Source organism: Paenibacillus sp. YIM B09110 (assembly GCF_037167145.1).
Taxonomy (GTDB): Bacteria; Bacillota; Bacilli; order Paenibacillales; family Paenibacillaceae; genus Pristimantibacillus.
In genome coordinates, this window is sequence record NZ_JBANSP010000010.1 from 36,569 (window position 1) to 59,975 (window position 23,407).

The 23,407-nt window shown below is 50.1% G+C and carries 19 protein-coding genes; 4 read left to right on the forward strand and 15 right to left on the reverse strand.

The window, feature by feature from the left end; translation table 11 throughout:
- Positions 1-51: 51 nt before the first annotated feature.
- Positions 52-342, forward strand: a complete 291-nt coding sequence (locus V8F51_RS16135) for a hypothetical protein (RefSeq protein ID WP_337101316.1) — start codon at positions 52-54, stop codon at positions 340-342.
- Positions 343-410: 68 nt separating this feature from the next.
- On the opposite strand, the gene V8F51_RS16140 is transcribed toward V8F51_RS16135, so the two are convergent.
- From V8F51_RS16140 to V8F51_RS16165, 6 genes are all read right to left on the reverse strand, one after another.
- Positions 411-908 (reverse strand): DUF1854 domain-containing protein, encoded by a 498-nt coding sequence (locus V8F51_RS16140; RefSeq protein ID WP_337101317.1) that lies wholly within the window; start codon positions 906-908, stop codon positions 411-413.
- Positions 908-3,097 (reverse strand): ABC transporter ATP-binding protein, encoded by a 2,190-nt coding sequence (locus V8F51_RS16145; protein ID WP_337101318.1) that lies wholly within the window; start codon positions 3,095-3,097, stop codon positions 908-910. Before V8F51_RS16145 ends, V8F51_RS16140 begins: the two co-directional genes overlap by 1 nt.
- A gap of 27 nt (positions 3,098-3,124) precedes the next feature.
- Positions 3,125-3,391: a CD3324 family protein gene (locus V8F51_RS16150; RefSeq protein WP_337101319.1), complete on the reverse strand. Its 267-nt coding sequence runs from the start codon at positions 3,389-3,391 to the stop codon at positions 3,125-3,127.
- A gap of 623 nt (positions 3,392-4,014) precedes the next feature.
- Positions 4,015-5,298 (reverse strand): histidine--tRNA ligase, encoded by a 1,284-nt coding sequence (gene hisS / locus V8F51_RS16155; RefSeq protein WP_337101320.1) that lies wholly within the window; start codon positions 5,296-5,298, stop codon positions 4,015-4,017.
- A gap of 267 nt (positions 5,299-5,565) precedes the next feature.
- A complete protein-coding gene (locus V8F51_RS16160; RefSeq protein WP_337101321.1) occupies positions 5,566-6,516 on the reverse strand; it encodes an EamA family transporter in 951 nt (316 codons plus the stop codon).
- A 262-nt stretch (positions 6,517-6,778) separates the two neighbouring features.
- On the reverse strand, positions 6,779-7,552 hold the full coding sequence (locus V8F51_RS16165) for an RNA polymerase sigma factor (RefSeq protein WP_337101322.1): 774 nt from the start codon (positions 7,550-7,552) through the stop codon (positions 6,779-6,781).
- A gap of 195 nt (positions 7,553-7,747) precedes the next feature.
- Between V8F51_RS16165 and clpP the strand changes: the two genes are divergently transcribed.
- Positions 7,748-8,332: an ATP-dependent Clp endopeptidase proteolytic subunit ClpP gene (gene clpP / locus V8F51_RS16170; RefSeq protein ID WP_337101323.1), complete on the forward strand. Its 585-nt coding sequence runs from the start codon at positions 7,748-7,750 to the stop codon at positions 8,330-8,332.
- A gap of 142 nt (positions 8,333-8,474) precedes the next feature.
- Here clpP and V8F51_RS16175 read toward each other — a convergent pair whose 3' ends face one another.
- Positions 8,475-9,638 carry a PstS family phosphate ABC transporter substrate-binding protein gene (locus tag V8F51_RS16175; RefSeq protein ID WP_337101324.1) on the reverse strand — a complete coding sequence of 388 codons (1,164 nt, stop codon included), beginning with the start codon at positions 9,636-9,638 and terminating at the stop codon, positions 8,475-8,477.
- A gap of 425 nt (positions 9,639-10,063) precedes the next feature.
- Complete coding sequence (aroC, locus tag V8F51_RS16180) at positions 10,064-11,119, reverse strand: chorismate synthase (RefSeq protein WP_337101325.1); 1,056 nt, start codon at positions 11,117-11,119, stop codon at positions 10,064-10,066.
- Positions 11,120-11,244: 125 nt separating this feature from the next.
- Between aroC and V8F51_RS16185 the strand changes: the two genes are divergently transcribed.
- Positions 11,245-12,117: a LysR family transcriptional regulator gene (locus V8F51_RS16185; protein ID WP_337101326.1), complete on the forward strand. Its 873-nt coding sequence runs from the start codon at positions 11,245-11,247 to the stop codon at positions 12,115-12,117.
- A gap of 18 nt (positions 12,118-12,135) precedes the next feature.
- On the opposite strand, the gene V8F51_RS16190 is transcribed toward V8F51_RS16185, so the two are convergent.
- The 3 genes from V8F51_RS16190 to V8F51_RS16200 form a co-directional block, all read right to left on the reverse strand.
- Positions 12,136-12,660, reverse strand: a complete 525-nt coding sequence (locus V8F51_RS16190; RefSeq protein ID WP_337101327.1) for a hypothetical protein — start codon at positions 12,658-12,660, stop codon at positions 12,136-12,138.
- Positions 12,661-12,721: 61 nt separating this feature from the next.
- Positions 12,722-14,401: an ABC transporter substrate-binding protein gene (locus V8F51_RS16195; RefSeq protein ID WP_337101328.1), complete on the reverse strand. Its 1,680-nt coding sequence runs from the start codon at positions 14,399-14,401 to the stop codon at positions 12,722-12,724.
- Positions 14,401-16,170 (reverse strand): sensor histidine kinase, encoded by a 1,770-nt coding sequence (locus V8F51_RS16200; RefSeq protein ID WP_337101329.1) that lies wholly within the window; start codon positions 16,168-16,170, stop codon positions 14,401-14,403. The genes V8F51_RS16195 and V8F51_RS16200 overlap by 1 nt, the downstream gene beginning before the upstream one ends.
- A gap of 188 nt (positions 16,171-16,358) precedes the next feature.
- On the opposite strand from V8F51_RS16200, the gene V8F51_RS16205 reads away from it, so the two are divergent.
- The gene (locus V8F51_RS16205) at positions 16,359-16,871 is read left to right on the forward strand and encodes a PCYCGC motif-containing (lipo)protein (RefSeq protein WP_337101330.1); all 513 of its coding nucleotides are present in this window, start codon (positions 16,359-16,361) and stop codon (positions 16,869-16,871) included.
- A 77-nt stretch (positions 16,872-16,948) separates the two neighbouring features.
- On the opposite strand, the gene V8F51_RS16210 is transcribed toward V8F51_RS16205, so the two are convergent.
- From V8F51_RS16210 to V8F51_RS16225, 4 genes are read right to left on the reverse strand one after another with little or no spacing between them, the layout of a single operon-like run.
- Positions 16,949-18,154 (reverse strand): VWA domain-containing protein, encoded by a 1,206-nt coding sequence (locus V8F51_RS16210; RefSeq protein WP_337101331.1) that lies wholly within the window; start codon positions 18,152-18,154, stop codon positions 16,949-16,951.
- A 1-nt stretch (position 18,155) separates the two neighbouring features.
- Positions 18,156-20,486 (reverse strand): DUF5682 family protein, encoded by a 2,331-nt coding sequence (locus tag V8F51_RS16215; RefSeq protein WP_337101494.1) that lies wholly within the window; start codon positions 20,484-20,486, stop codon positions 18,156-18,158.
- Between the two features lie 5 nt (positions 20,487-20,491).
- A complete protein-coding gene (locus V8F51_RS16220; protein ID WP_337101332.1) occupies positions 20,492-21,583 on the reverse strand; it encodes an ATP-binding protein in 1,092 nt (363 codons plus the stop codon).
- Entirely contained in the window at positions 21,559-23,379 is a 1,821-nt protein-coding gene (locus V8F51_RS16225; protein ID WP_337101333.1) for a hypothetical protein, read from the reverse strand. The genes V8F51_RS16220 and V8F51_RS16225 overlap by 25 nt, the downstream gene beginning before the upstream one ends.
- Between the last annotated feature and the right edge of the window lie 28 nt (positions 23,380-23,407).

The following is a 23,407-nucleotide window of genomic DNA, read 5'->3' on the forward strand; positions in this document are numbered from 1 at the left end:
CTGATAGTATGTTAATCATGTTGTCTCATCTTATGAATAGGAGCGTTGTCAATGAAAACAATTGCGAATGAAAATTTCAAAGACGAAACGATACAATTTGACGGATTCAACTTCGTCAGTTGCACGTTCACGAACTGTATCATTATTATCTCCACTCTGGATTTCAACTTCGAGCAGTGTTCGTTTTTCGAATCAACGCTGCATGTGAATCCGAAGCTGCCAATCTTTGAGGTTTCGCATCGTCTCTCTCAATCTTCCTATGATAACGACACCAATTGCTATAGAAACGATTACAAATATCCGAGAACGACGATTCATCTTCCTGTCGTTACATCGCACTAACAGTCGTGCGCAGGCAAAATGAAACGAGCGAGCTGCCCGCATATTGCGGTAAGCTCGCTCGTATTCGTTTACAGCACATCAGTCAGTTGACTTCGGCTATGGGTGTCAAGTGCCTGCCAATCGGCAATCTCGCAACGCTTTCCGTTGATATCGGTCAGTATGACACGATTGCCGCCCGGGAACTGGAGATGCTCGTGCAAGTTGCGCATCGCCATGCCCGTCGGTCCGAGATTCGTCTGAAGCTCCCATATCCAAAGGTCGGATTTCTGCTTCACGCTATCGACTCTTGTAACGGATGGGAGAAAATAACGGTATCGCAGCTCCTGCTCAAGCTCCCTCTTGCTTTCGTCATCGAGTTTCTCTATGTCTTCGATGATGCCAAGCTCGTCGCCTTTCACATCTCTTACCGATATATAACGTGTCGTAAACAGGAAAGGGAAGGAGCGGTGAATGACCAGCTCCTCATACGGCTTCCCTTCAACGATGCCTTGAAAGACACCGCCGCCTCCCCTGCTGAAAATGATCTTATCGGGGTCGAACACTTTGATGCTGTATTTGTCGTCCATCAGCCTTCAACCCCCTTAATCTTCGACAGCTCCTGCTGCGCTTCGACGAGCTTATGATAGGCGCCCTTCTTGTCGAGCAACTCTTCATGGGTGCCGACCTCGACGATCTTGCCTCGCTCCAGAACGACAAGTCTGTTCGCGTTGCGAAGCGTTGAAAGACGGTGGGCAATAGCAAATGTTGTTCTGCCTTTAATGAGTCTCGTGATCGCTTCCTGGATTTGACGCTCCGTCTCAGTGTCCACAGAGGCCGTCGCTTCGTCCAGGATAAGGATGCGAGGATCATGAATGATCGCTCGCGCAATCGATACACGCTGCTTCTCGCCGCCGGAGAGGCGATGTCCGCGCTCGCCGACTCTCGTATCGTAGCCGTCCGGCAATCGAACGATGAAATCATGCGCATTGGCAATCTTCGCTGCTTGCATAATTTCAATCGGCGTCGCATTTGGCTTGGAATACGCGATGTTCTCGGCAATCGTACCATCGAATAAGAAAGTTTCCTGCAGCACGACGCCAATCTGCCTGCGCAGGTCGCTCTGGCTTAAACGGCGAAGATCGATTCCGTCGATAGAAATTGATCCTTCATCCGTATCGTAGAAGCGGCAGATCATATTAATGAACGTAGATTTGCCTGCGCCGGAATGACCGACAAGCCCGATCATTTCTCCGGCTTCCACATCTAAATTAATGTCCTTAATGACCGGATGATGCTTCTCATAACCGTAAGTCACTTTATCGAAGCGCACATGGCCTTCAATCGTTCCTATGACGGCTGGATCCTTCACATCCGGCACTTCCGAAGGTGTATCCATAATCTCGAATACCCGATCGGCTGCGGCAAGCGCATTGCTGGCCCAGTTGATCATTTGGCTAACCCATTGAAGCGGGCCGAATAGCATCGTCAGGTATGCGATCAAAGCCATTAGCGTACCGAGCTGAAGCTCATTATGTATAACAGATTGCCCGCCGTTATACCAAATGAGCAGTGTGCCGATGCCAGCAATGAATGAGAATAATGGGAACATGCCTTGCCATAGACCTTCAATTCTAATGTTATGGCGCACAACCTCGCGGTTTGCAACCTCATAACGGGACATTTCCGTCTTTTCTTGACCGAATGCTTTCACGACTCGAACACCTTGCAACGAATCGCCTACCAGGACGTTCAGTCTGAATATCGCTCGCCATTGCTGATACCACCGCCGACCTATCTTCGGCCATAACTTCATTGACACCAGAACCATGAACGGCATCGGCAGCATTGCATACAAAGTAAGCTTCCAATCGAGGCCGAACATAATAATGAAGATTGCGATTACGCGCAGCGACTCCCCGCTTACCCAAATGACGCCGTCGGTCATGAATTGCCGCATGGCCTCGGAATCGCTGTTCACCCGTCCGATGAACTGAGACGTCTGTCTTCGATCGAAGAACGCTAATGACAGCCGCATTAATGAACTATATACGTCTTTGCGTAAATCGCCCATCAATTTGGAGCCGACCCATACGCCGATTAGCCCTCGTACCGTCTGCATGACGGTCATGAGCAATGCCGTTACGCCAAGCCCAAGGACAACCATCAACAGCATAGAACCGGTGTCTTTGGGCTGAAGAACATCATCGATCATTACTTTCGTCAAGTAAGGAGGGATAAGCTCTACCAATGTTGTGATGACGAGCAGGAACCCGGCTGCTGCCATCTGAAGTTTATACGGCAGCGCATAACTGAGCATGCGTAATATTACTTTTTTGTTGCTTTTGCATAGAGGACATACTTGCGTGCCCTCGGAGAGCGGATTATTGCACTTCGGACAATATCTTGGAAACTCCTTCTCCGAGATGACGGGACGTTCCTCTCCTTTGGCTAATGCGCCAATGAGCTTGGCGGCGAAGCTGAACACCGTTGTCAGGGCAGCCGTATACCGAGCGGCAACGACTGGCCCTTTCTTGGTATCGATCATCAGCATACCGCCGCCAACGCCGCCTGCGGCGCGTGCATCCGTTACATCACTAAGCGCGATCGATAGCTGTTGCTTGCCTGCTTCGTTCCAAAGCATTAATTCCTGTTCCGTAATCGTCAGCCACTGTTCGCCGAAATGTCCATCGGTCAGCAAATCCGTTTTACCGCTGAACAACGGTTCGTGCTTCAGCTTCGATTGTATGGCAATTGGTAATTTCTCTAAAACCGACAATTTAGCACCCCCATTCGCAAGCGCTCATTAACGAGCCTTTACGATTATTTTGCGAATGCTCTCGCCGGATAGGTGATATTTGCGTTCTAGGTCGGAAACTGTCCAGCCGTTTGTATAGAAAGAATAAATCTCGGCATTGCGCTCTGCGAGCAGCTTTCTCGTTCCGCTTGCTTCGCCCCAGCCAATGCGTTGATTCGATGGTTTAGGGATATAGATCAGATCACCTTGAATGTATTTCTGAAGCTCCTTCAATAAGCTAGGGGGAAGCACATCTCTCCCATTTTTGTAGTTCACGATAAACGTCCTCCTCGAACATGTTCAATTTTGTCGTATTTGCGTTACTGTTCATTTTTACTGCTGTTGCATTTTTCATAGCTTTACTGCCTCCTTTCGTGTATTTGGAATGCTTTTTTTAGAACAAAAAAAACCGTGGATGTTATTCCTCCACAGCAACGGGATACTACATGCCAATTGCGCGGCAGTCTTCTGCCGCTTGCTCGACTAACACTGCTTCCTTGCAGCATAGATCGATACCGGAACGATTCCGGCACTAGGAGATATTCAGTTAATATGCAACCACCATCATACCACCCAGCATGTTGTTCGACTCCTTTCATCTCCATAATTTGTGTCGTGCACTTATTGATTATAATGAAAGCACTTTCACCTTACAAGAAAAATTTCTCAAATTTGTAGATTTATTTTGTTAGGTGTTTCATCGTTATTGCTTTCCTGTATTTCAAAAAATAGGGGGAGGCCTTTCGGCCTCCCGTTTATGGATGATTTCCGTCTATTGCTAGACGGAAATCACCTCAAGGTTGTGATACAAAATAGATCAACTCCTTTCCTAGTGATTCGTCGGCCCGACAACCATAGTATACTTCCATTTTATAGGATGGCGAAAGAGAAAGCATTTTTTATAAATAATCTTTACCAAGCGACGCGATCACTTCCGCCAAGGTTTTCTGCGTTTCCGTCATCGCACCCAGATCCTTCAACGTTGCTGAGCCGGTTGACTTCTCGTTTTCTCCAAGCAGCAGCACGTAACGGATACCGCTTGCTGCAGCCGAAGCCAATGCTTTGCGAAGCTTGCGTCCGCTGCCGTCAACCCGTACTCTAAACCCGGCTTGCCGAAGCGCAGCCGCCGTTTCTAACGCATAGGACAACGTATCGCCGATAGGCAATAGCAAGATCGGAGGACTGGCTTCAATGGAGCCCCTATCTGTCAATATAGCCATAATGGGCTCCATGCCGAACGATATGCCAACAGCCGGATAATCAATGTCATCTCTTCCGATGAGTTTGCCGATAATCGCGTCGTATCGCCCACCTCCTCCGAGACTTGACGTATATTGACCGGTGCGATCGAATATTTCATAAACGGTTCCGGTATAGAAAGATAAGCCCCTTGATAAGAAAGGGTCGAATCGGCATAACACGCCTAAACCCGTTGCGGTGATCATGGATTGCAAGGCTTTCACCTCATTTGCTCCCATCGATTCCTCTAGCCCATTCGTGCGGACTAACTCCTCGAAGGTAAGGTCGCCGCGTTCTAACCAGCTTCCTATCGTTTGCCTAACGAGAGGTGCAAGCCCTTTCTCCGCAAGCTCCTCTTGAACGCCTGCAGCGCCGATTTTGGCTGCTTTATCGAGAGTAAGCATGATGGATGAGACATTTATGTCCCTAACCCCGACTTTAACTAACAGCTCGCTTAAAAAACGTCTGTTATTCCATCGCATCTCGATATCGATATTCAGTTCTGCAAATATGTCCGCCGCAAGCTGCATGAGCTGGACCTCTGCTTCTGCCCCTTTCGTGCCGATAACGTCGGCGTCGCATTGCAAAAATTCCCGCAGTCGTCCGCGCTTCACTGGTCCGTCGCGGAACACTTTTCCGATTTCATATCGTTTGAAAGGTAGCGTAAGCCCTGGATTCAGGGCTGCCACCTTGGCGAATGGAATCGTAAGATCATACCGAAGCGCAAGCGATCTGCCTCCTTGGTCGCTTAACTGATACATCTCCTTTAATATTTCATCGCCGCCAGCATATTTGGATGCCAGCAGCGACTGCTCATTCAGCATCGGTGTCACCATTGGATCAAAGTCGTAGCGCTCAAACCATTTCTCAAGCGTACGCTGCACACGTTGTCTTGTGATTTGCTCCGCTCCGAAATAATCGTACGTGCCTTTTACATTTTGCATAGCATTCATCCCCTTCGATAATTGAATAGAACAAAAAAACGCGCAGGACCTCTTGGTCCTGCGCGTTGCTATGCCGCAGGGAGGCCAACGCGAAATGCGTTAGCCCGCCCTGATATTCGATCAGGAGTGCTAACGCAGCTTGTGATGATGAAGTTGTGCGAACAGAAGTAAATTGTACATATCGTTCGACTCCCTCAGGCTGTAAAGTAAACCCATTATAGCGAGTTCATCTCGAGATTGCAAATGAACTCGCTATAATTAATGACATTAAGCGATGTGATAGGCCTGCTTACTCCCTTTGCCGCGCTTCCGCTTTAACAGTTCAGGCAAAGCAATTCCGATCAGGACGGTCGCAACGCCCGTCCATTGAAGCATACTAACGTACTCGTTCAGTACGAAGGCTGACATCATAACCGCAACAGGTAGCTCGGATGCGCCTAGAATGCCGGCCATCCCTTCTCCGATTCTGGGAACACCTACCGCGAACAGCACAGGGGGAATGAATGCGCCGAACAAGCCGAGCATCAATCCGATGACGAGCAAGCCTCCCCACAACGTTCCATCGAATAGAAAAGCTGGCGGGAAAATGACGAATACAAGCGTCAGTGCGCCTGCCAGCATCCATGCGCTGCGATACGCGGGGTGCGCGCTAGGAACGGCTTTGCCGCTAAACCATATGAATAGCGAATAGCTGATTGCGGACAGCAATCCCAGAATAACGCCAATCATATTGAATTGGGACATGCCTTGTTCAAGTATTCCGGCAGCCAGCAACGTACCGATAAGCAATACGATTAGACCCACCATCATAGGGCGGCTTGGCCGTCTGCGCTGGCGAACGGCTTGAGCAACGATGCTGATCCATGTGAACTGGAAAAGCAGAATAATGGCAAGCGAAGCCGGTATATGCTTCAGCGATTGGTAATACAACAGCCCCGTCACGGCAGTTGGCATGCCGGCTGCCATAAGCAGCAGACGCTGTTTCCAAGTAAGCTGTGAAACGAAGGTCTTCTTCTCTGTCGCATTTCTTTGTTTGGACTGAAGACGCTCCCTCCATTTCGTAAATAATGCTAATCCGCAAGCAAGAATAAACCCCATCAGCAATTGACTGCCTACGACTTCGCCAAGCTCATAGCCTTGGCCGTATGCATAAACGACGATGGTGGATAAAATGCCATAGCTGGCGGCTCCTAAAAATACTGATAATAAATACTTCATGCGTAGTTGATGCTCCCTTCTAGCTGCTGCTTTTTCTTTTGTACGCAAACAAAAAATCCTAACTCCGAATACGGTTTAATCGTGGGATTAACCGAAATTCGTAGTTAGGAAGTATAGGCTTCCAGTAGAGACCCTCACCCTGTTCCAGCTCATTAGCTGTGAGGTTATACGATTGATATGCGATTGTTTGCCGAACAGCAACAGTTCAAATCTTACACGACAAGTGAGATGTTGTCAATCGGTATTCGCTGTAAACTGCGTACTAAGCGACCATAAGCAGGCCTGCTCCACTGCCATAGCTATATACTCCATGATTTGCAATCTGCCTTCGACCGCTAGCGTGAGACAATCGATTGCCGATGATACTCGATACCATTGCCGGTACAAGCTGCTCCTGTTGCATGAGCTCGATCAGCATCACAATGTCGCTCAACTGATAGGCATTAGCCAGCGCTTGAATGAAATCCTTATCCGCTGCGGTTTGGCTGTTCCCGGACTCGCCTATTTTATCTTTTAGCAGCTCGCGCTTCACTCGCGTCAGCGCGTGACGTGCACGATGCAAGGCTGCTTTGACCGCACCTTCGGTCGTACGAAGCCATTGTGCGGTCTCGCTTGTCGAGTAATCAAACACATCGCGCAGTATGAACACCGTTCTTTGCAGGGGCGGCATATGCTTCAGCAAGGCTTGGAACAGCTGCTCGAGCTCGAAGAGACTGTCGCCATTGTCAACTATGGCCCCATTAGCGCTCATGGATTGATTTTTCAGCAGCTTAAGGGTGACATCCTTCCGTCTAGTCTGATCGATCCACGTCGTCTTTGCTATTCGCAGAAGAAGCGCTTCCGGGTTGCTGTGCCCTTGTGTCCCCAGAATGGGCAGCGCCTTGAGCCATGTATCTTGAGCCAAATCCTCCGCATCATGTCCGGATTTCGTAATCGACAAGCAATATCGACGTATGGTTGCGTGCAGCTGTTCCGTTGAAATTTCATTTGTATGAATCGTTTCACTTATCGTAGAGAATACGTGCTTGATGGACATGATGTGCCAGCCTCCTTGGCGCTAAATGCTAAATATTAGGTATCACGCCTTGATTCATAGTGTCTTCTACATGGTAAACGATTGAACTCATCATAAGGATACGCCAAATAAATATTTTTGTTAACCGTATCTTCGGCGGCATGCCATTCGTTTACGTATCGAAATCGAAATTACAGCCATATGGAGGTTATGAAAATGAGTTCTTATGTACCTTATGTTGTGGAGCAAACGGGGCGCGGCGAGAGGTCGTACGATATTTATTCGAGGCTGCTGAAGGATCGGATTATTATTTTGGGATCAGCCATTGATGATGGAGTAGCGAATAGCATAATCGCGCAGATGCTGTATTTGGCTGCCGAAGATCCTGACAAAGAGATATCGTTATACATCAACAGCCCGGGAGGATCGACGACGGCCGGCTTTGCTATCTTCGACACGATGCAATATTTGAAGCCGCCCGTGCATACGATCTGCGCCGGTCTAGCGGCATCGTTCGCTGCAATTCTGTTGCTAGCTGGAGCTAAGGGCAAACGATTCGCGCTTCCGAACAGCGAGATCATGATCCATCAGCCGCATGGCGGCGCTCAAGGTCAAGCAAGCGATATTGCCATTAGCGCGAAGCGGATCGTCGGTATCCGTTCTAAGCTCAACGCGATCGCTGCCGAACGGACAGGTCAGCCGTTAGAACGCATCGAGAAGGATATGGACCGCGATACGTTCATGTCCGCAGAAGAAGCGCTTGAATACGGAATCATCGATAAGGTTATAACATCGTTATAGCCTTTATAACATCAGAATGAATCGGGAAGCTGCGGCTTCCCTCCTTTCACTACAATCGTAAATAAACCATCAATTGAAGTGACTTTCATAGATGTCATCCAATTATTACAGTAAATGTAAATGGGAATATGGATAGGCGCATTTACTTCGATATTGGCGTGTATCCAGTCAGTTCAATGAGTCTCTGCCCTTGTTCAGAAAGTATCCAATCAATAAAGGAAGCGACGTTAGGATTATGGGATCCAGCCGTTACAGCATAGAAGTTAGCTGTTAGCGGGTAACTCCCGTCAGCAATTGTTTGTTTATTCGGCGCGACGCCGTCAATTTTCAACAGACGTATATCACCATTCTTAACCATCGATGTCGTGTAGAAGTGAAAGGAATAGCCAATCGCATTGGGAAAGTTCCGGTAGTCTGATGTTTGCTCAATCATTGTTCCCATGCCGCCTGATACATTTTCCTTCGGAGGAATTATTAGAGCCTCACCTGCCATTAATTTCTGAAGAACCGTTTGACTACCGCTGCCCTCAGGTCGCTGAAATGCTCTTATTTTTCCACTTTCCCCGCCTATCTCATTCCAATTAGAAACTTGACCCGAATAAATTTGTTTGATTTGTTCAATCGTAACTCCCTCAATAGGATTATCAGTATGTACGAAAAATACAAAAGCTTCCTTACCAATAGGCGTCATGCGAAGATCAATACCAAGCCTTTCGGATTGTATACGCTGATCTTTGGATGGTTCGGCAGTAAAAATAATATCGGCTTTTTCATTAATTAGGTTATTGAAGGCATTAGGCGTGCTGCTGCTTGAAACTGTTCCTGAGAACGGAGGGTAATCTCCAGCAGGATATGCGGCTTGTGCAAATGCAGCGTAAAGGGGATATAATGCCGTAGCACCATCCAGAACGGGGAGATTCTCAGTAATTACTAGATCAGAAGGCTCACCCAACAGTACTGCTTTCGTTCCCTCTCGAAATGGCGCATATTCATGCAAATCAATGCCTCTTTCACTAACTGTTGCAATATTGTCATAGTAGGTTGCATACAGATGATATACTCCAATCACTATACCGATGATAATCATGCTACAACTGGTGATCACAAGCATTCGCTTAGGCTTTATAACCTGCATTAACGCAACTATCGTAAGGCATAGTGCAATAATAGTAACGGTAAGAATCAACACAGAATAAAATTGTCTATGTTCATCAATAGCAAAGCCTATGTATATGAACGACGAAAAGCCGATAAATCCTATTAACGGCAAAATAATCGTTCCGAGTTTGAACATGCGTTCACTCATAACCAGCCCCTCCAATTCTTTAATTTAATTCCAGTATAAGGAATATTGAGCAATCACAGATAGTACCATCTTTTTGTAGTACTTTTAACAAATAAACACGTAGGTCTCGTATGCACTCTAATATTACGGACCGTACGACCCTTAATAGTGATTTTTACGGCAAACGTGAGTCGTAACGGACATGAGAACCCTTATTTGATCACTTTTGGCGTTCAAGCGAATTCAAGCGGTAGGTTTGATTAGTTAGTGTCCATAGAGTCCGTTAGAGTTGAATTAGTGCTTTAAATTGCCAGTTAGCGTCATCTGTGTCCGTATTGAAACGAGATGAAAGATTTGGAATAGGGATTTTTTCAAAAACCAAAAAAGCCACCCCAACCACAAAGCGGTTAGGATGGCTCTCAGCTCACATTATTTAACTACATAAATTAATCATGCAGCGCTGCTTGGCGTTTCATAAGATCCTCAAGTACGATGCATGCCATCGCTTCAATGACGGGTACGACTCGTGGGCAAATGCACGGATCGTGACGGCCTTCCGTTACGATAATTTGTTCTTCGCCGCGGACGTTCATCGTTTGCTGCGGCTTCGAGATCGAAGAGGTTGGCTTCACTACGACGCGGAAGACGATCTCTTCCCCGTTGCTGATGCCGCCGACGATGCCACCTGCATTGTTGGTCAAATACCCTTCTGCGTTCATCTGATCATTATGCTCGCTGCCGAGCATATCGGCTGCGCTGAAGCCAGCGCCGAATTCGATGCCTTTGATAGCGCCGATCGACAGCATCGCTTTCGCCAATTCAGCATCGAGCTTATCGAACACAGGCTCGCCAATTCCAGGCTTCACGCCGCGAATGCGGCACTCAACGATGCCTCCGCAGCTGTCTCCTACTGCTGCCAGCTCTTCGATTCGCTTCACCATTTTCTCAGCGGCTACTGGATCACAAGCACGCACAGGGTTTTTCTCGATTGAATCCTCCACGAACGATTCGCACTTGATACCGCCAATTTCCTTCGAGTAAGCAACGATGCTTACGCCTCTGCGTTCGAGCAGCTTACGCGCAACAGCGCCAGCGGCTACACGACCGGCTGTTTCCCGTCCAGAAGCTCTCCCGCTCCCGCGATGATCTCTAATTCCGTATTTGCTCAAATAAGTGAAATCCGCATGTCCAGGACGGAACGCATGCTGGATATCGCTATAAGCTTCCGGTCGCATATCCTTGTTGTGCAGCATGATGAATAACGGTGTACCTGTCGTCTTGCCTTCGAATACGCCCGACATAATATTAATGATGTCATACTCCTTGCGCGGAGTCGTTACCGATGATTGTCCGGGCTTCCGACGGTCCATCTGCACTTGAATATAGGGCTCATCGATTTCTACGCCTGGTGTTACCCCGTCTATAATGACGCCGACCGACTCGCCGTGCGATTCACCGAATGTCGTTACTTTGAATGCTTCTCCATATGAACTGCCTGGCATGATATGTTGCCTCCTGTCGATGCTGCTTGATTTATAGCTTCATTATAATTTAGTATATGAAATAAATGAAATTGTAATTACGGCATCTTGTCATAGAGAGGATCTATATCACAATGCAAATGAATATGGAATGGTATCGCATCTTTCTTCATACAGCACGTTCGGGCAACCTTACCAAAGCTGCAGCCGAGCTGCATATTACGCAGCCGTCCGTCAGCTATGCAATCAAGCAGCTAGAGGAAGGCTTGCAGATTAAGCTGTTCGATCGGTTATCTAAAGGTGTTCAATTGACGGCTGAAGGCGCCGCTCTGCTCGATTACGTGGAAAAATCATTTCATTTGCTGGGCGCGGGTGAAGAGCGTATGCACGCTTTGCGTAAGCTGACGGCTGGCGAGCTTCGTATAGGAGCAAGCGGTCCTATTATGAAGCATGTGCTTCTTGCGCCACTGGATCGCTTTCATGCTCAATACCCGGATGTACGTGTCAGATTATCGCAAGGCAAATCTTCCGATATCCGCATGAGGCTGAAGGAAGGCCAGATCGACGTCGGGCTTGTCCATCTTCCTTTCGCCGATCCCGAGCTGATCGTTCGTCCCCTCATCTCCATCCAAGATTGTTTCGTCGTCGGCGACGCCTTCCTTAAGTGGACGACAGAGGTTAACGATCCGTCCGTACTTACAAAAATACCGCTTCTGCTCTTAACGCAAGGAAGCAGCACAAGGCGGTTCGTCGACCAATGGCTGGCTTCGCAAGGTATACAAGCGGAAGCGGATATTGAATTAAGCAGTATCGATATGCTCATTGAATTTGCCTTGCGCGGATATGGCGCGGCGTTCATTACGGAATCCTTCGTACGGGATGAACTGGCTGAAGGTAAGCTGCACCTGTTAAAGCTTAACGTTAATCCGCCGCCGCGCGAAATCGGGGTAGCCGTTAGAGCAGGCCGTTCCATGCCGATGCCCGCGAAACGGTTCGTTGAATTACTTGAGAACGACTAAAAGACTGGCGTCTATCAACTAATGTTCCACGATCTCCCAACGATGGCGATACTCCGCTAATCTTGCATGAAGCCTCTCTGGCTCAGACGAAATAATGAGTCTAAGCTTCACGATCCACTCCTCGAAGGAGGAGTAAGAGGCGAACTGATTGGCAGTCTCCGGCGTCATGTACAGAAAGTATGGCGCCGGATACGTCTCGGCGATATGCCGAAGGACGGAATCGATTGGCGTATATTTCTTCCTCTTGCCGTCTAATCGATCGACGATAACGTCGCTTCTGCCATATTCCCGCTTCCATTCATGAAGCCTGTCTTCACGCTTGTAATAGGCGCTTACCGGCGACTTCGACATCCGCCTAACGCTCTCTTCATGCAGCGGATACAGGACGAACTTCGCGAAAGCTTTGTCCCTGGCTACAGCCGCAGCAATCTCCAGCTCCTGTTCACTAATTTGCTCGAAGGAATCGTAAAAAATAAGCGTCCCTTTCCTCGTCTCAGGCGGCGGCTCGTAGCCGAATGGAACTTTTATTGGATCATTGCTCATTCATATCCTCCATCCTATCTTGTCTCGTCTATGCACCTCATTATACCCTATTAGAAGCAATTCATGGCAGTTCCGAGGCATGCGCTTTACTCACTTCTTCGTTCACCTCATGCGTAATTTGATTACCGCCTTGGCTGTTCCAATCAACGACAAATTGCTCGAAAGCATCGATGGGCAGCTCGCCCGTTACTATTTTCAAATACGTTTCATTCTCAAGCTTCTGCAGCTCGGCCCAGCTCTTCTCCATCGTTGGCGTTGTATCGTAAAATAAACTTTCCACCTTGATCATCGGCTTTTTGCTGACGGCACCGCCCAACAAGTACGCTTGAGAGCTGCTCCAAGCTTCAAGATTTTTGCGCGGGAGCTCAATTTCTTGCAGCAAATCATCATATAACGACTTTGTCTCCGTATCGAGACTATCCCGCTCCATTTCCCCATTCAACGCAACAATTAATTGATCATGCCTCTTCACGACGGCATCCGGATAATCGAGCAGCAGATCAAACGGATAATAATTGCGAAGCTGCGGTCCCAATTGTTCGGCGATCGATCGGAGCTGTTCGGCTTCCTTCCAATCCGGGTCTTGATTGCGTTCCAGCTTCGTTAAAATGTTCAGCACCTTTAACGCGGCTTCCGGATAGGGGTAGCCTTTGCGGACAACGAGATAGCGGTCGGTAAGCGGCGCTGTCTTCGTGACGAACATCCCTTCCTTATCGGTCGGCGCCGCATATACGCGCCATTCCGCCTTCGTATCGGTCGATACCGAGCCGTTAAGCGGCCAATAAGGCGCCCACCAAGGAGCGAATACGACGCCGGCTTGATTGTTCGAGATCAGCTCCTGAATGTCTTTGCGCAGCAAAAATTGGGAGTCGACAATGCCATCCTTATACCATTGCGCAAGCTTGGCAAGCGCGTTCTTCGCCTCTGGTTGAATCGAACCATATACAACGTTGCCCTGCTTATCATAAATCCAGCTTTGAGGAAACGAATGATAAGCCGCAAACACGCTGTTAAGTCCGTGTACCCCCGTCTTCTCTCCATAGACGAGCGTTCTCTCTACGGGTATGCCCGTCGTGTCGGCTCTCCCGTTGCCATCCGGATCTTCTTTTACGAAAGCATGGACGATTCTCTCGATATCCTCTAGCGTGCTCGGGGGCTGCAGCTTCAGATCGTCGAGCCAATCCTGTCTTATCCATAAGTAAGAAGGCGCATCCGCTTCAATCGCTACGTTAGGAAAGGCATACAGCCTTCCGTCGGCTGATGCTTCCCTTATTGCTTGGCCGTCAGTCGCCTCGTAAATTTCTTGCACGAGCGGCGAGGCATACTTCGGGTAGATATCGGTAAGCTCCTCGATCAATTGCTGCTCTTGCAGCAATCGGAACTGCTCGCGATTCACGATAAAAGCATCAGGAAGATCGTTGCTGCGGATCGCTAGATCAAGCGTGCTCTCGTAGCTGTCTTCACCGCTTGCTTCCCAATCGTATTTGATAATTACACCTGTCTCTTCTTCAATATACCGTGTCAAAAAATTATTGTCGCCATAATCGCCCTCGGGCAACTCAATGTCTGAATAGGAATAGGCGACCCGCAACGTAACGGGCGGATTGAAGGCTGACTCTTCTGCCTCGTTATTAGTAGGCGAGGACTCGTTATTTTTACAAGCTCCCGTTAGTAGTAGCAAGGCTATGCAGGCGGTTAGCACCAAACGATTCGCAGCTCGCGTTATTCGATTCTCAATCATCAATGAAATCTCATCCTTCCGTCTTCGATAGCAGCCGGTATTTCAACGGAGAGTACGGTTCCTTGTCCAGGTTCACTCGTGATGTGGAGCAAATCGCCGTTGCCGTAGTAACGGTCGAGCAAGCGGCGCACGTAGTTAAGGCCTATGCCCATACCGCCCAGAACAGGCGTTCCCTCCCCCGTGTTCAGCAGCCTCGTCAGCGTAGCCTCGTCCATACCGGGACCGTTATCGACAACCTCCACGCGCATTTTCCCTTGCTCCGTCTGCTGAATAGAAATGCGGATGATGCCAAACTGTTCATTTTTGCCATGATAGATCGCATTCTCGACAAGCGGCTGCAGTAAAAACCTTGGGATTGGGATATGATTCATCCGAGGATCGACGTCGATCTGGAATTCGAGCTCTCCTTCGTATCTGATGCTTTGCAGCTCGATATATTTTTGCAGCGCTTCGATCTCATCCCGTACCGTTACAATGAGTCCAGGCTTGCCCATGTTGTAGTGCAGCACCTGAACAAGCAGCGTGACGATGCGGTCGATATCCTCCTGGCCATTTGATCTCGCTAACCATTGCACAGTATTCAGGGTATTGTGGAGGAAGTGCGGGTTGATCTGGCTGAGCAGCTTCTCCGTCTCCAGCTGGCTCTTCATTCGTTCGTTGCGGCCGACCTCGTGGATCAGCTCGTTAACGGTCGTCTTCATGACTTGGAAGTTGCCAAGCAGTTGGTCGAATTCCTCTATCTGCGTAAAGCTGACGGGTGCTTCCCGATCGCCGGTCATTTTGACGATTTCTTTGTTCACCTTGCGAAGCGAGCCATATACTTTACGCCATATGAGCATCGCAATAAACACCGCTAACCCTGAAGAACCAACGAACAGCAAGCCCATGCGCATGAACCACGCATTGATCTCGTGATTGAATATGCTTTGATCGACAGCCGTAACTAGCTTCCAGCCTTGTCCGCTTTCGTATCCGAACAGGTAATGGTCCTTGAACAGCTTGCTCTCCGACACGGCCATTTCCCAGCGGAGCAGCCTAGGATCGAACGGCGGTGTACCGGTATCAGCGAAGATCGCCTCTCCCTGCTCGTTAATTAAGTAATGCGACACCTTCATGCCGTACCATTCGCTGTTCATAATTTTGCGAAATAAATTATAATTAGATTCCAAATAGATGTAGGCCGAATCGACACGATCGGTCTTCAGCTCGCGCATCGAGGAGAAAACGATATTCGTACTGTTTTTGTATTGCGTACGATGAGGACCGAAGTACACGGCGCCGTTGTAGCGGACGAAGGCGGGAAGGTCATTAACGCCAAAACTGCTGCTAACGGCGAGATTCGTGAACAAAATCGGATTTTGTTGGCCAGGGCTGTAATAGACCGTTAAACCGAGATTCGGATTCGTAAAGTTAACGATGTTAAGACTCGCCTCTATGTCTTTCATCATCTCCGCTTTCTCGGTTAAACTCTCGGTGTTCAAATATTCGCTTACTTTCTCCGCGGTTTGCCCGTCGAGCGCGAATTGCTTGGATACAAAGTCGAGATTGCTGAGCAGATTTTCGAGCCCTGTCGCCTCTTGCTTAAGGCTGGCATAGATGCCGGTGCGTATTTTGTTGGAGAGAATCGAATGCAAGGAAGAATACGTATAGACCGAGAACAGAATAGGCGGGAATAAGCAGGCAATAAGCAAATAAATGACCAGCGTTCGCCGCAGGGTGCCTGTTTTGAACGGATGCGGCATTTGGCGAAAAAAACGAAGCTTGTACAATCGATAATGCCCCTTTCGGACGAAATCGCTTACATTATAGATTTTACCAGTAATAGCGATAGTCTGTAACTATAAAAATAGCGTTTATCTTTGTCTAGGATTTGTCACGATCTTGCTCAAGCGGATTCCTCGGTTAATGATATACTGGTCAGTAGATATTTCTTACATAGAAAGGGGTCATAGATTCAATGAATAAATCTATTCGCTCTGCTATTTACGCTCTTGTGCTAGCAGGGTTTGTGCTTGGCGGCTGCTCGAATAACTCGCATGAGGCCCATAATGGTGAAACCGCGCATGAGGAGCAGCATCTTACCGCTTCTGGCGATCTTCAAGAGCAGACAGCTTCGCTTACTGAATTCCCATCCTTTCTTGTCGAAGCTTCACCTACGATACGAACGGCTTACGCCGTCGCAGCTTCTTTAACCGACACGCTCCCCTATATTCCATGTTATTGCGGCTGCGGCGAGAGCGCGGGACATCGCAGCAACCTCAATTGCTTTATTTCAGAAATAAAGGAAGATGGCTCCGTTGTTTGGGATGATCACGGTACACGCTGCGGCGTGTGCATGGAGATTGCTGTGAAGACTGCGGCAATGAAAGAAAACGGCATCGAGCTGGAGCGGATTCGCCAAATCATTGACGACACGTATAAGGAAGGTTACGCGAAACCGACATTGACCCAGCTTCCTCCTTCCGCTTAAGAAAATGAAAATAAGGGCTGAACCAAAGTCATCGTGAATGACATTGATCAGCCCTTTTCTTTTCCATACGTACTATTTTACCGCTTCACCGGCGATAGTGTCGCTGCCAGCTCCTTCAAATCTTTGCCTTTCAGCGCTCCCTCTACCAGCTCGGCTAACCGGTCCGGCGAGCAGGCGAAGCTTGGGATGCCCATGCCAGATAATCGCTTAGCCAGATCGGCATCATACGACGGCGCTCCGCTATCGGATAAGGCGAGCAAGCATAACACGCTTACACCCGATTGCTTCATATGCTCCATTCTGCGAATCAGTGCCGATTGGTTGCCGCCCTCATACAGATCGGAGATGAGGATGAACAGCGTTTTCTTCGGATCGGTTATGAACTGCTCGCAATAAACGACCGACTTATGAATATCCGTACCCCCGCCAAGCTGGATGCCGAACAGCATATCGACGGGATCAGTTGCGCATTGCTCGCTTAGGTCGACGATTTCGGTGTCGAAGGCGACTACCCGAGTATCAAGCGACGGCAGACTGGCGAAGATCGAACCGATGATTGACGCATAGATGACCGATTCCGACATCGACCCGCTCTGGTCAATATCGAGTATGACCGTCCACTCCCTGCTTCGTTTCGCCCGATCGAAGAAATAGAAACGTTCAGGGACAAGCAGCCCGCTGTTCGTATCGTAATGACGAAGGTTGCGGCTTATCGTACGCTTCCAATCGAGCCCCGAGAAGGAAGGCAGCGGGGAATGCTTGCGCTTGTTGAGAGCGCCGGTGACAGCGCGCGTAATCTGATCACGCAGCCGCTGCATAATATCGTCGACGACTTCCTTCACGAGCAGTCGCGCCGTTTCCTTCGTCTGCTCCGGAATGCGTCCGCGCAGCGACATGAGCATAGCGACCATGCGAACGTCGGGCTTGATCTGTCTTAGCGTCTCCGGCTCGAACAGCAGCTGCTTCAGCCCTTTCCGTTCAATAGCGTCGCCTTGGATGACGGACACAATGTCCGCGGGAAAAAACGAACGCACATCGCCAAGCCACTTGGTCAGCTTAGGGGCAGACGATCCTAAACCAGCAGACCTGCGGCCAGTAGCGGCTGTGTTCTCCTCTGCTCCCGATGACCCGTCATAGATGGCGGCTAAAGCTTCATCCATCGCAATGCCTTCATCATCAAGCAGCGCTCCTCCGCCTGCCATGTCTGCAAGCTTCTGCTCTGCGGCTTGGCCGAGCACGAGCCTCCACCTTCTCAACATCTCTAACCGTTGTTGTTCGTCCATATTAAAAGTCTCCAAAGTCGAACTCATCGAGTTCGGATAATGTTTGCTGCTCTTCCTCGCTCAGCGGCTGCGACAAGGCATCTCCGCCCTCTAAACCTCCGACTCCCCACAACTCGCCAAGCAGCTCGGCTACCATGCTTCTGTCTCTCGCTTCGAAACCGCTGAATGCCCGGCGCAAGTAGACGAGCGATCGACGGAATTGGGTCTCATCAAGGGAATGGATATACAGATCGAGCTGTTCCCACAGCTGTCTTCTCGACAGCAGAACGTAGCGATTGCGAAGCGACATGCCTTCGAACCAGCCTGCGCCCGTGTCGGCGTCCGTACCTGGCGATAATCGACGAGACACTTCGGACGCCAACCGATCTGCATCGATCAGATTGCGCTCCAGCAGCAAGGCGAAAGCTAGACCGGACAGCTTCGCATTGCGATCGTCCCGGTAGGCGAGCAGCTCCAACTGCTTCAGCCAACGCTCGTCATCCACATCGTCGTAATGCTGCTGCGAGATCGCATGCATATCGATCATCGCAGCCGCTATAGCTGTGGCAGCTTCGTCATTGCAGGCTGCGCTGTCCACGAGCAGTAATGTCCCTCTTAGGAACAATTGCTGCAGCAGCGGAATGAGCACGCTTGTATCCGCTTTTCGCACATCGCCGAACTGAATGAGCGCGGACAGTTCCCTTAGTGCACCGGCAACCTGCTCAATAGCGCCTGCATCGACCGCAAGCTGCTGCAACATGTGCCTGGCATCCTCCATTGACGTAGGAAGACCGCATTCCCATGCTTGCTTCACAAGCCCCGCGGCTGTCCGCAGGTCGGGACTTTGCTCTAGCGCTTCCTTGATGGCGAATGCGGCTGCGAGTTCTAACGTCTCGCCTTTCAGTGTCGCCTCAACGATCTGAATTTCCGCTTCCGGCGACCATTGAAGCACCCAATGCTCAGCCCAAGTCGCGCCATCCTGACGAATGGACTTCTTACGGACGAAGCTGATCCCAAGCAGTGCCAGCCGCTGAAGGAAGAAGGAGCGGCGCAGATCGATGAAGGCCGCTTCTTCCGACTTGACTCGCCGATTCTCCCGCAGATCAAGCTCCAAATCGGCAGCTACGGCGCTTTTGTATTTGTCCAGCTTAAGCAGCTTCAGATTGCGATTCAAATCGTCTTGAATCGGCGTCTGACTGACTCCTTCGGGCAAAGCGCCGATGATCGTACCAATATCCGTCTTAACAAGCGCTTCCGATACAACCGACAGCTCCCCATGCCCCAGACACACGATCGCTGCATCGCGCAAATCACGCCATACCGGCAGTCGTCCGCCTCGCAGCGATGTCAGCGCCTCAGCAAGCCTTACCGCCTCAATGACCGAAGCAGCAGAACGATATGTACCGTTCTCACGCATATAACCGGCAACCTTGGATAAATAAAGAGGCGCCAGCTTATTTGGATCATCGGCCTCTAGGCATTGCCACGCGAGGTCAAAGTAAGCAGGCGCATGATTGCCGGCGCCATAACCGGAATGATTCGACAGTTTGTAGTTCGAATAAGGCATGAGCGTTAGCTTCGTATCCCTTCTCGGGAGCGCTGCTGCCTCATCGTCCGTCATTGGCGGCCGATCGGACGTTAACGCCGATATGTGGTAAGCGCCAGCTACAACGACGATTCGATCAGCGGGAACGCCGCTTGCGAGCGCTTCTGCAATTCTGCCGCGCATATAAGCTTCGCGTATATCGTTCGAAGCCGATTCGATCGGCAGGCTGCTTCGCTCCTCTTCCTCATTGAGTCTTCTCATCTGCTCGGAGAAGGCAGCAATTGAAGATCTATACGTGTCGGAAGCAGCCGAATGCTCGAAGTATCGTTCCCAATACGAATCGTAATCCAACTCTCCGGCAAGCTCGGCTACCTTTTCGTAACGTTCGTTAACGTTGCTCCAGTGCTGCTTCGCTTCCTGCCTATTTCCCTCATCCATAGCATCGCGTTTGCCGAGATGCATACTAATCGCTGCGGAAGAAGGCAAATCGATGAAACGCGCCTCTGCCCGGTTGCTTGCCGCCCAGCGAAACGCTTCATATTCCGGCGAATAACGCGCTAACGGGAAGATGAGCGTTCGGATCGGCAATTGATCGGTATACGCTAAGATGGCAACCGGCGGAATAACGCCGCTTCTCGTTAGATGGCCAATAAGCGGGGTTGCGTCTTCCGGCCCTTCGACGAGCACGAGCTTAGGCTTGATTTCATTCAGATAATGCCGCAGGTGAATCGCGCCTGCGGGCGACAAATGGCGGATCCCGAACAAATGTACGCCAGCGGTTTCCTTAACCATACCTGCGGCTTTCATCGCGCTCACGAGCTAAGCTCACGGCAAGCATTGTACAGGCCACGCCACTCCGAACCGCGTTTCTTCATCACGTTCTCCAGATATTCCTTCCACACGGCATCGTCTTTGCCGTCATCCTTGACGACTGCGCCGAGCAGACCCGCGGCCAAGTCTTCATCAGATACGCTTCCGCCGCCGAAGCTGGAAGCGAGCGCCATGCTGTTCACGAGCAAGGAGATCGCCTCGGCGGTTGAGATCGCGCCGCTTGGCTGCTTAATCTTCTCCTTGCCGTCGATCGTCATGCCTGCGCGCAGCTCGCGGAAGATCGTAACAACCTTATTCACCGCCGCTTCCGTTGGCAATGCATCGCCAAGCCGGTAATTGGCCGCAATCTCGCTAACCCGCTTGCGAACGATATCGATCTCCGTGTCCAGATCGGCTGGAGCAGGAAGAACAATAATATTGAACCTGCGCTTAAGCGCGGCAGACATATCGTTAACGCCTCGGTCACGCGTATTCGCCGTTGCGATGATCGAGAATCCGCGCGACGCAGGAACCTCGCTGCCAAGCTCGGGGACGGTAATCGTCTTCTCCGATAAGATGGAAATAAGCGCGTCCTGCACTTCCGAGGCGCAGCGGGAAATTTCTTCGAAGCGGGCGATACCGCCAGTCTCCATCGCCCTGTAGATCGGGCTCTTCACGATAGCCTCAGTCGAAGGCCCATTAGCAAGCAGCATGGCGTAGTTCCAAGAATATCGGATTTGCTCCTCGCTCGTTCCCGCCGTACCTTGAATGACCTTCGACGAATCGCCGTGTATGGCGGCCGTCAAGTTTTCCGACAACCAGGATTTGGCCGTTCCAGGTTCGCCAATGAGTAGCAGCGCCCGATCCGTCAACAGTGTCGCTATCGCAATCTCGACGAGGCGCTGATTGCCGATATACTTCGGCGTGATTACCGTACCGCCCGCTTCTCCTCCGATAATAAAGGTTAAAACGGCGCGCGGCGATAATTGCCACCCTTCGGGGCGCTCCCCCTTATCCGATGCCCGAAGCGCTTCAAGCTCATGCGCGTATAGCTTTTCTGCCGGCAGTCTTAACGTACTATGCTTTTGATCCATGATAGCAATCCCGCTCCTTTGGTTGATTCCTCTTCCTTCTTAGCAGCAACAAGGTCAGCCAGCTCCAGCAGCTTATTGCGCGTTTCTTCGTAGTAGAAGCGATCCACAGTCAATCGCAGTCGATCTGCGTACCGGCTTGGGATCGATGCGCACAAGAAGCTAATCTCTTCTTCTAAATAATAGATGTGCTTAGGCTTCGCTTTTTCAATCGTGCTCAGTATGAGCTCCGGCGCCTGCTCATTGCCAAGACGGACAAGCGCAAGCAAGATGGTGGTTGTGCGATAGGTTGCGATATTAGGATTGACTTTCGCCTTATACAGCAAATAATCAACGACTTCCTGATCCGGTTTTACCGCAAGTCTCGCGACGAGATCTTCTTCGTTCATTTTCACCAAACGGTGTACCCAACGGCTATCCCATGAAACTAGAGCCTCAGACTCGTCTCTTTCCCATGGATTACGGAATTCATACAGCGGACCCGGTACCCATTCGTAGAACACTTGCAGCAGCTGCTTTGCGGCTGCTCCTTTGCGATCATCCAAATAAGGCTTATAGGCCTCATACACATCCGCAGGCTGTTCAAGTCTGACCGCGGCTTTGAACGAGTAGCCAAGCAGGTTCGGCCGCTTATGTCTAAGCTCTTGAAGGAATAAGAGAGCCTCAGGATGCTTCGATTCCAGCAGCGCCTCGGCTGTCTCGCTCTGAATCCTCGATGTTTCCATGACATCAATTGCATCATCATGAAGCAACCGCATGAGAAAATACCGTTCGGCTGCATGTTGACCCGGCGATCGCAAACCTCCAAGAACGGCTATCATTCGCTCCAGCCAGCTTGCGCTCTTACAATCAGTCGCCATCGTGCCGAGCAGCTCTTCGCCGAACGCAAGCACGCGCTCCTTCAGCTTAGGGTTAACACTTCTGCGTATCGGTTCTGCCGCAATGGCCGTGTCTTTTTTCATGAGCGCTTCCATTAACCGCTCCAAAGCCTGCTCGCTGTCGCTACCCGATAAAGCAAGCAAAGCTGCGCTTCGAATCTCTTTCTTTCGGTCATACGACAGCTCCAGCAGCTTATCCTCGAAATCGGCATCGTCAGCAGCGAGTCGAAGCGCCGAAATGCGTACAGGGAGCGAGCCGTTAAAAGCTGACTTGCGGATAAGCTCTTTCGCGGCTGCTTTCTCTTCCTCGGCCGTTAACCGATAAATTGCAGTCAGCTTGCGAGCGTCTCCGCTTCCGCCTTCAAAGTTGAAGCTTGCATGCAGCACAGGCAATATACGTTGACCGATCTTCGGCAGTACTTCCTCTGCCACATATTCGGCAATTTCCGAATAGGAATCCTCAAGCGCAGTCATGGCAGGAACAAACGTTCTCATGTCCGTAAAAACGCCATCGGCATTCGCTTGTCGAATGACCTCCAGACGGCCTGATCCGGTTTGCGTCAAGGCATCGATGACCGGTTGCAGCTTGCGATACGAAATATGAGTAGGCGCTGATGCATTAGAATCTGTCAAACCGATCGAACGCAGTTCTCCTGCCGTTTCCGTTGATCCTTGCGTATGCAAGATCGCATGGAGCAGAACCGATAGATCCAGCAGCTTCGTTGCCGCTTGATCTGGCGTTGCACGTACGACTTCGCTTACCGCTTCGCCTACTTTTTTGAATACCGGCGCAGCTTCTCCGAGCCGCTCCAGCTTGGGCAGCATCGCTTGCAGCCGCAAATCGTTAGGCGCCAACGATGCGCCTGCTATTAATAAACGCCTCAGGTCCTCATGAAGCTCGCGTAATAAGGGTATGCTCATCGTTAACTCCTTTGCCTGTAAATGAAAT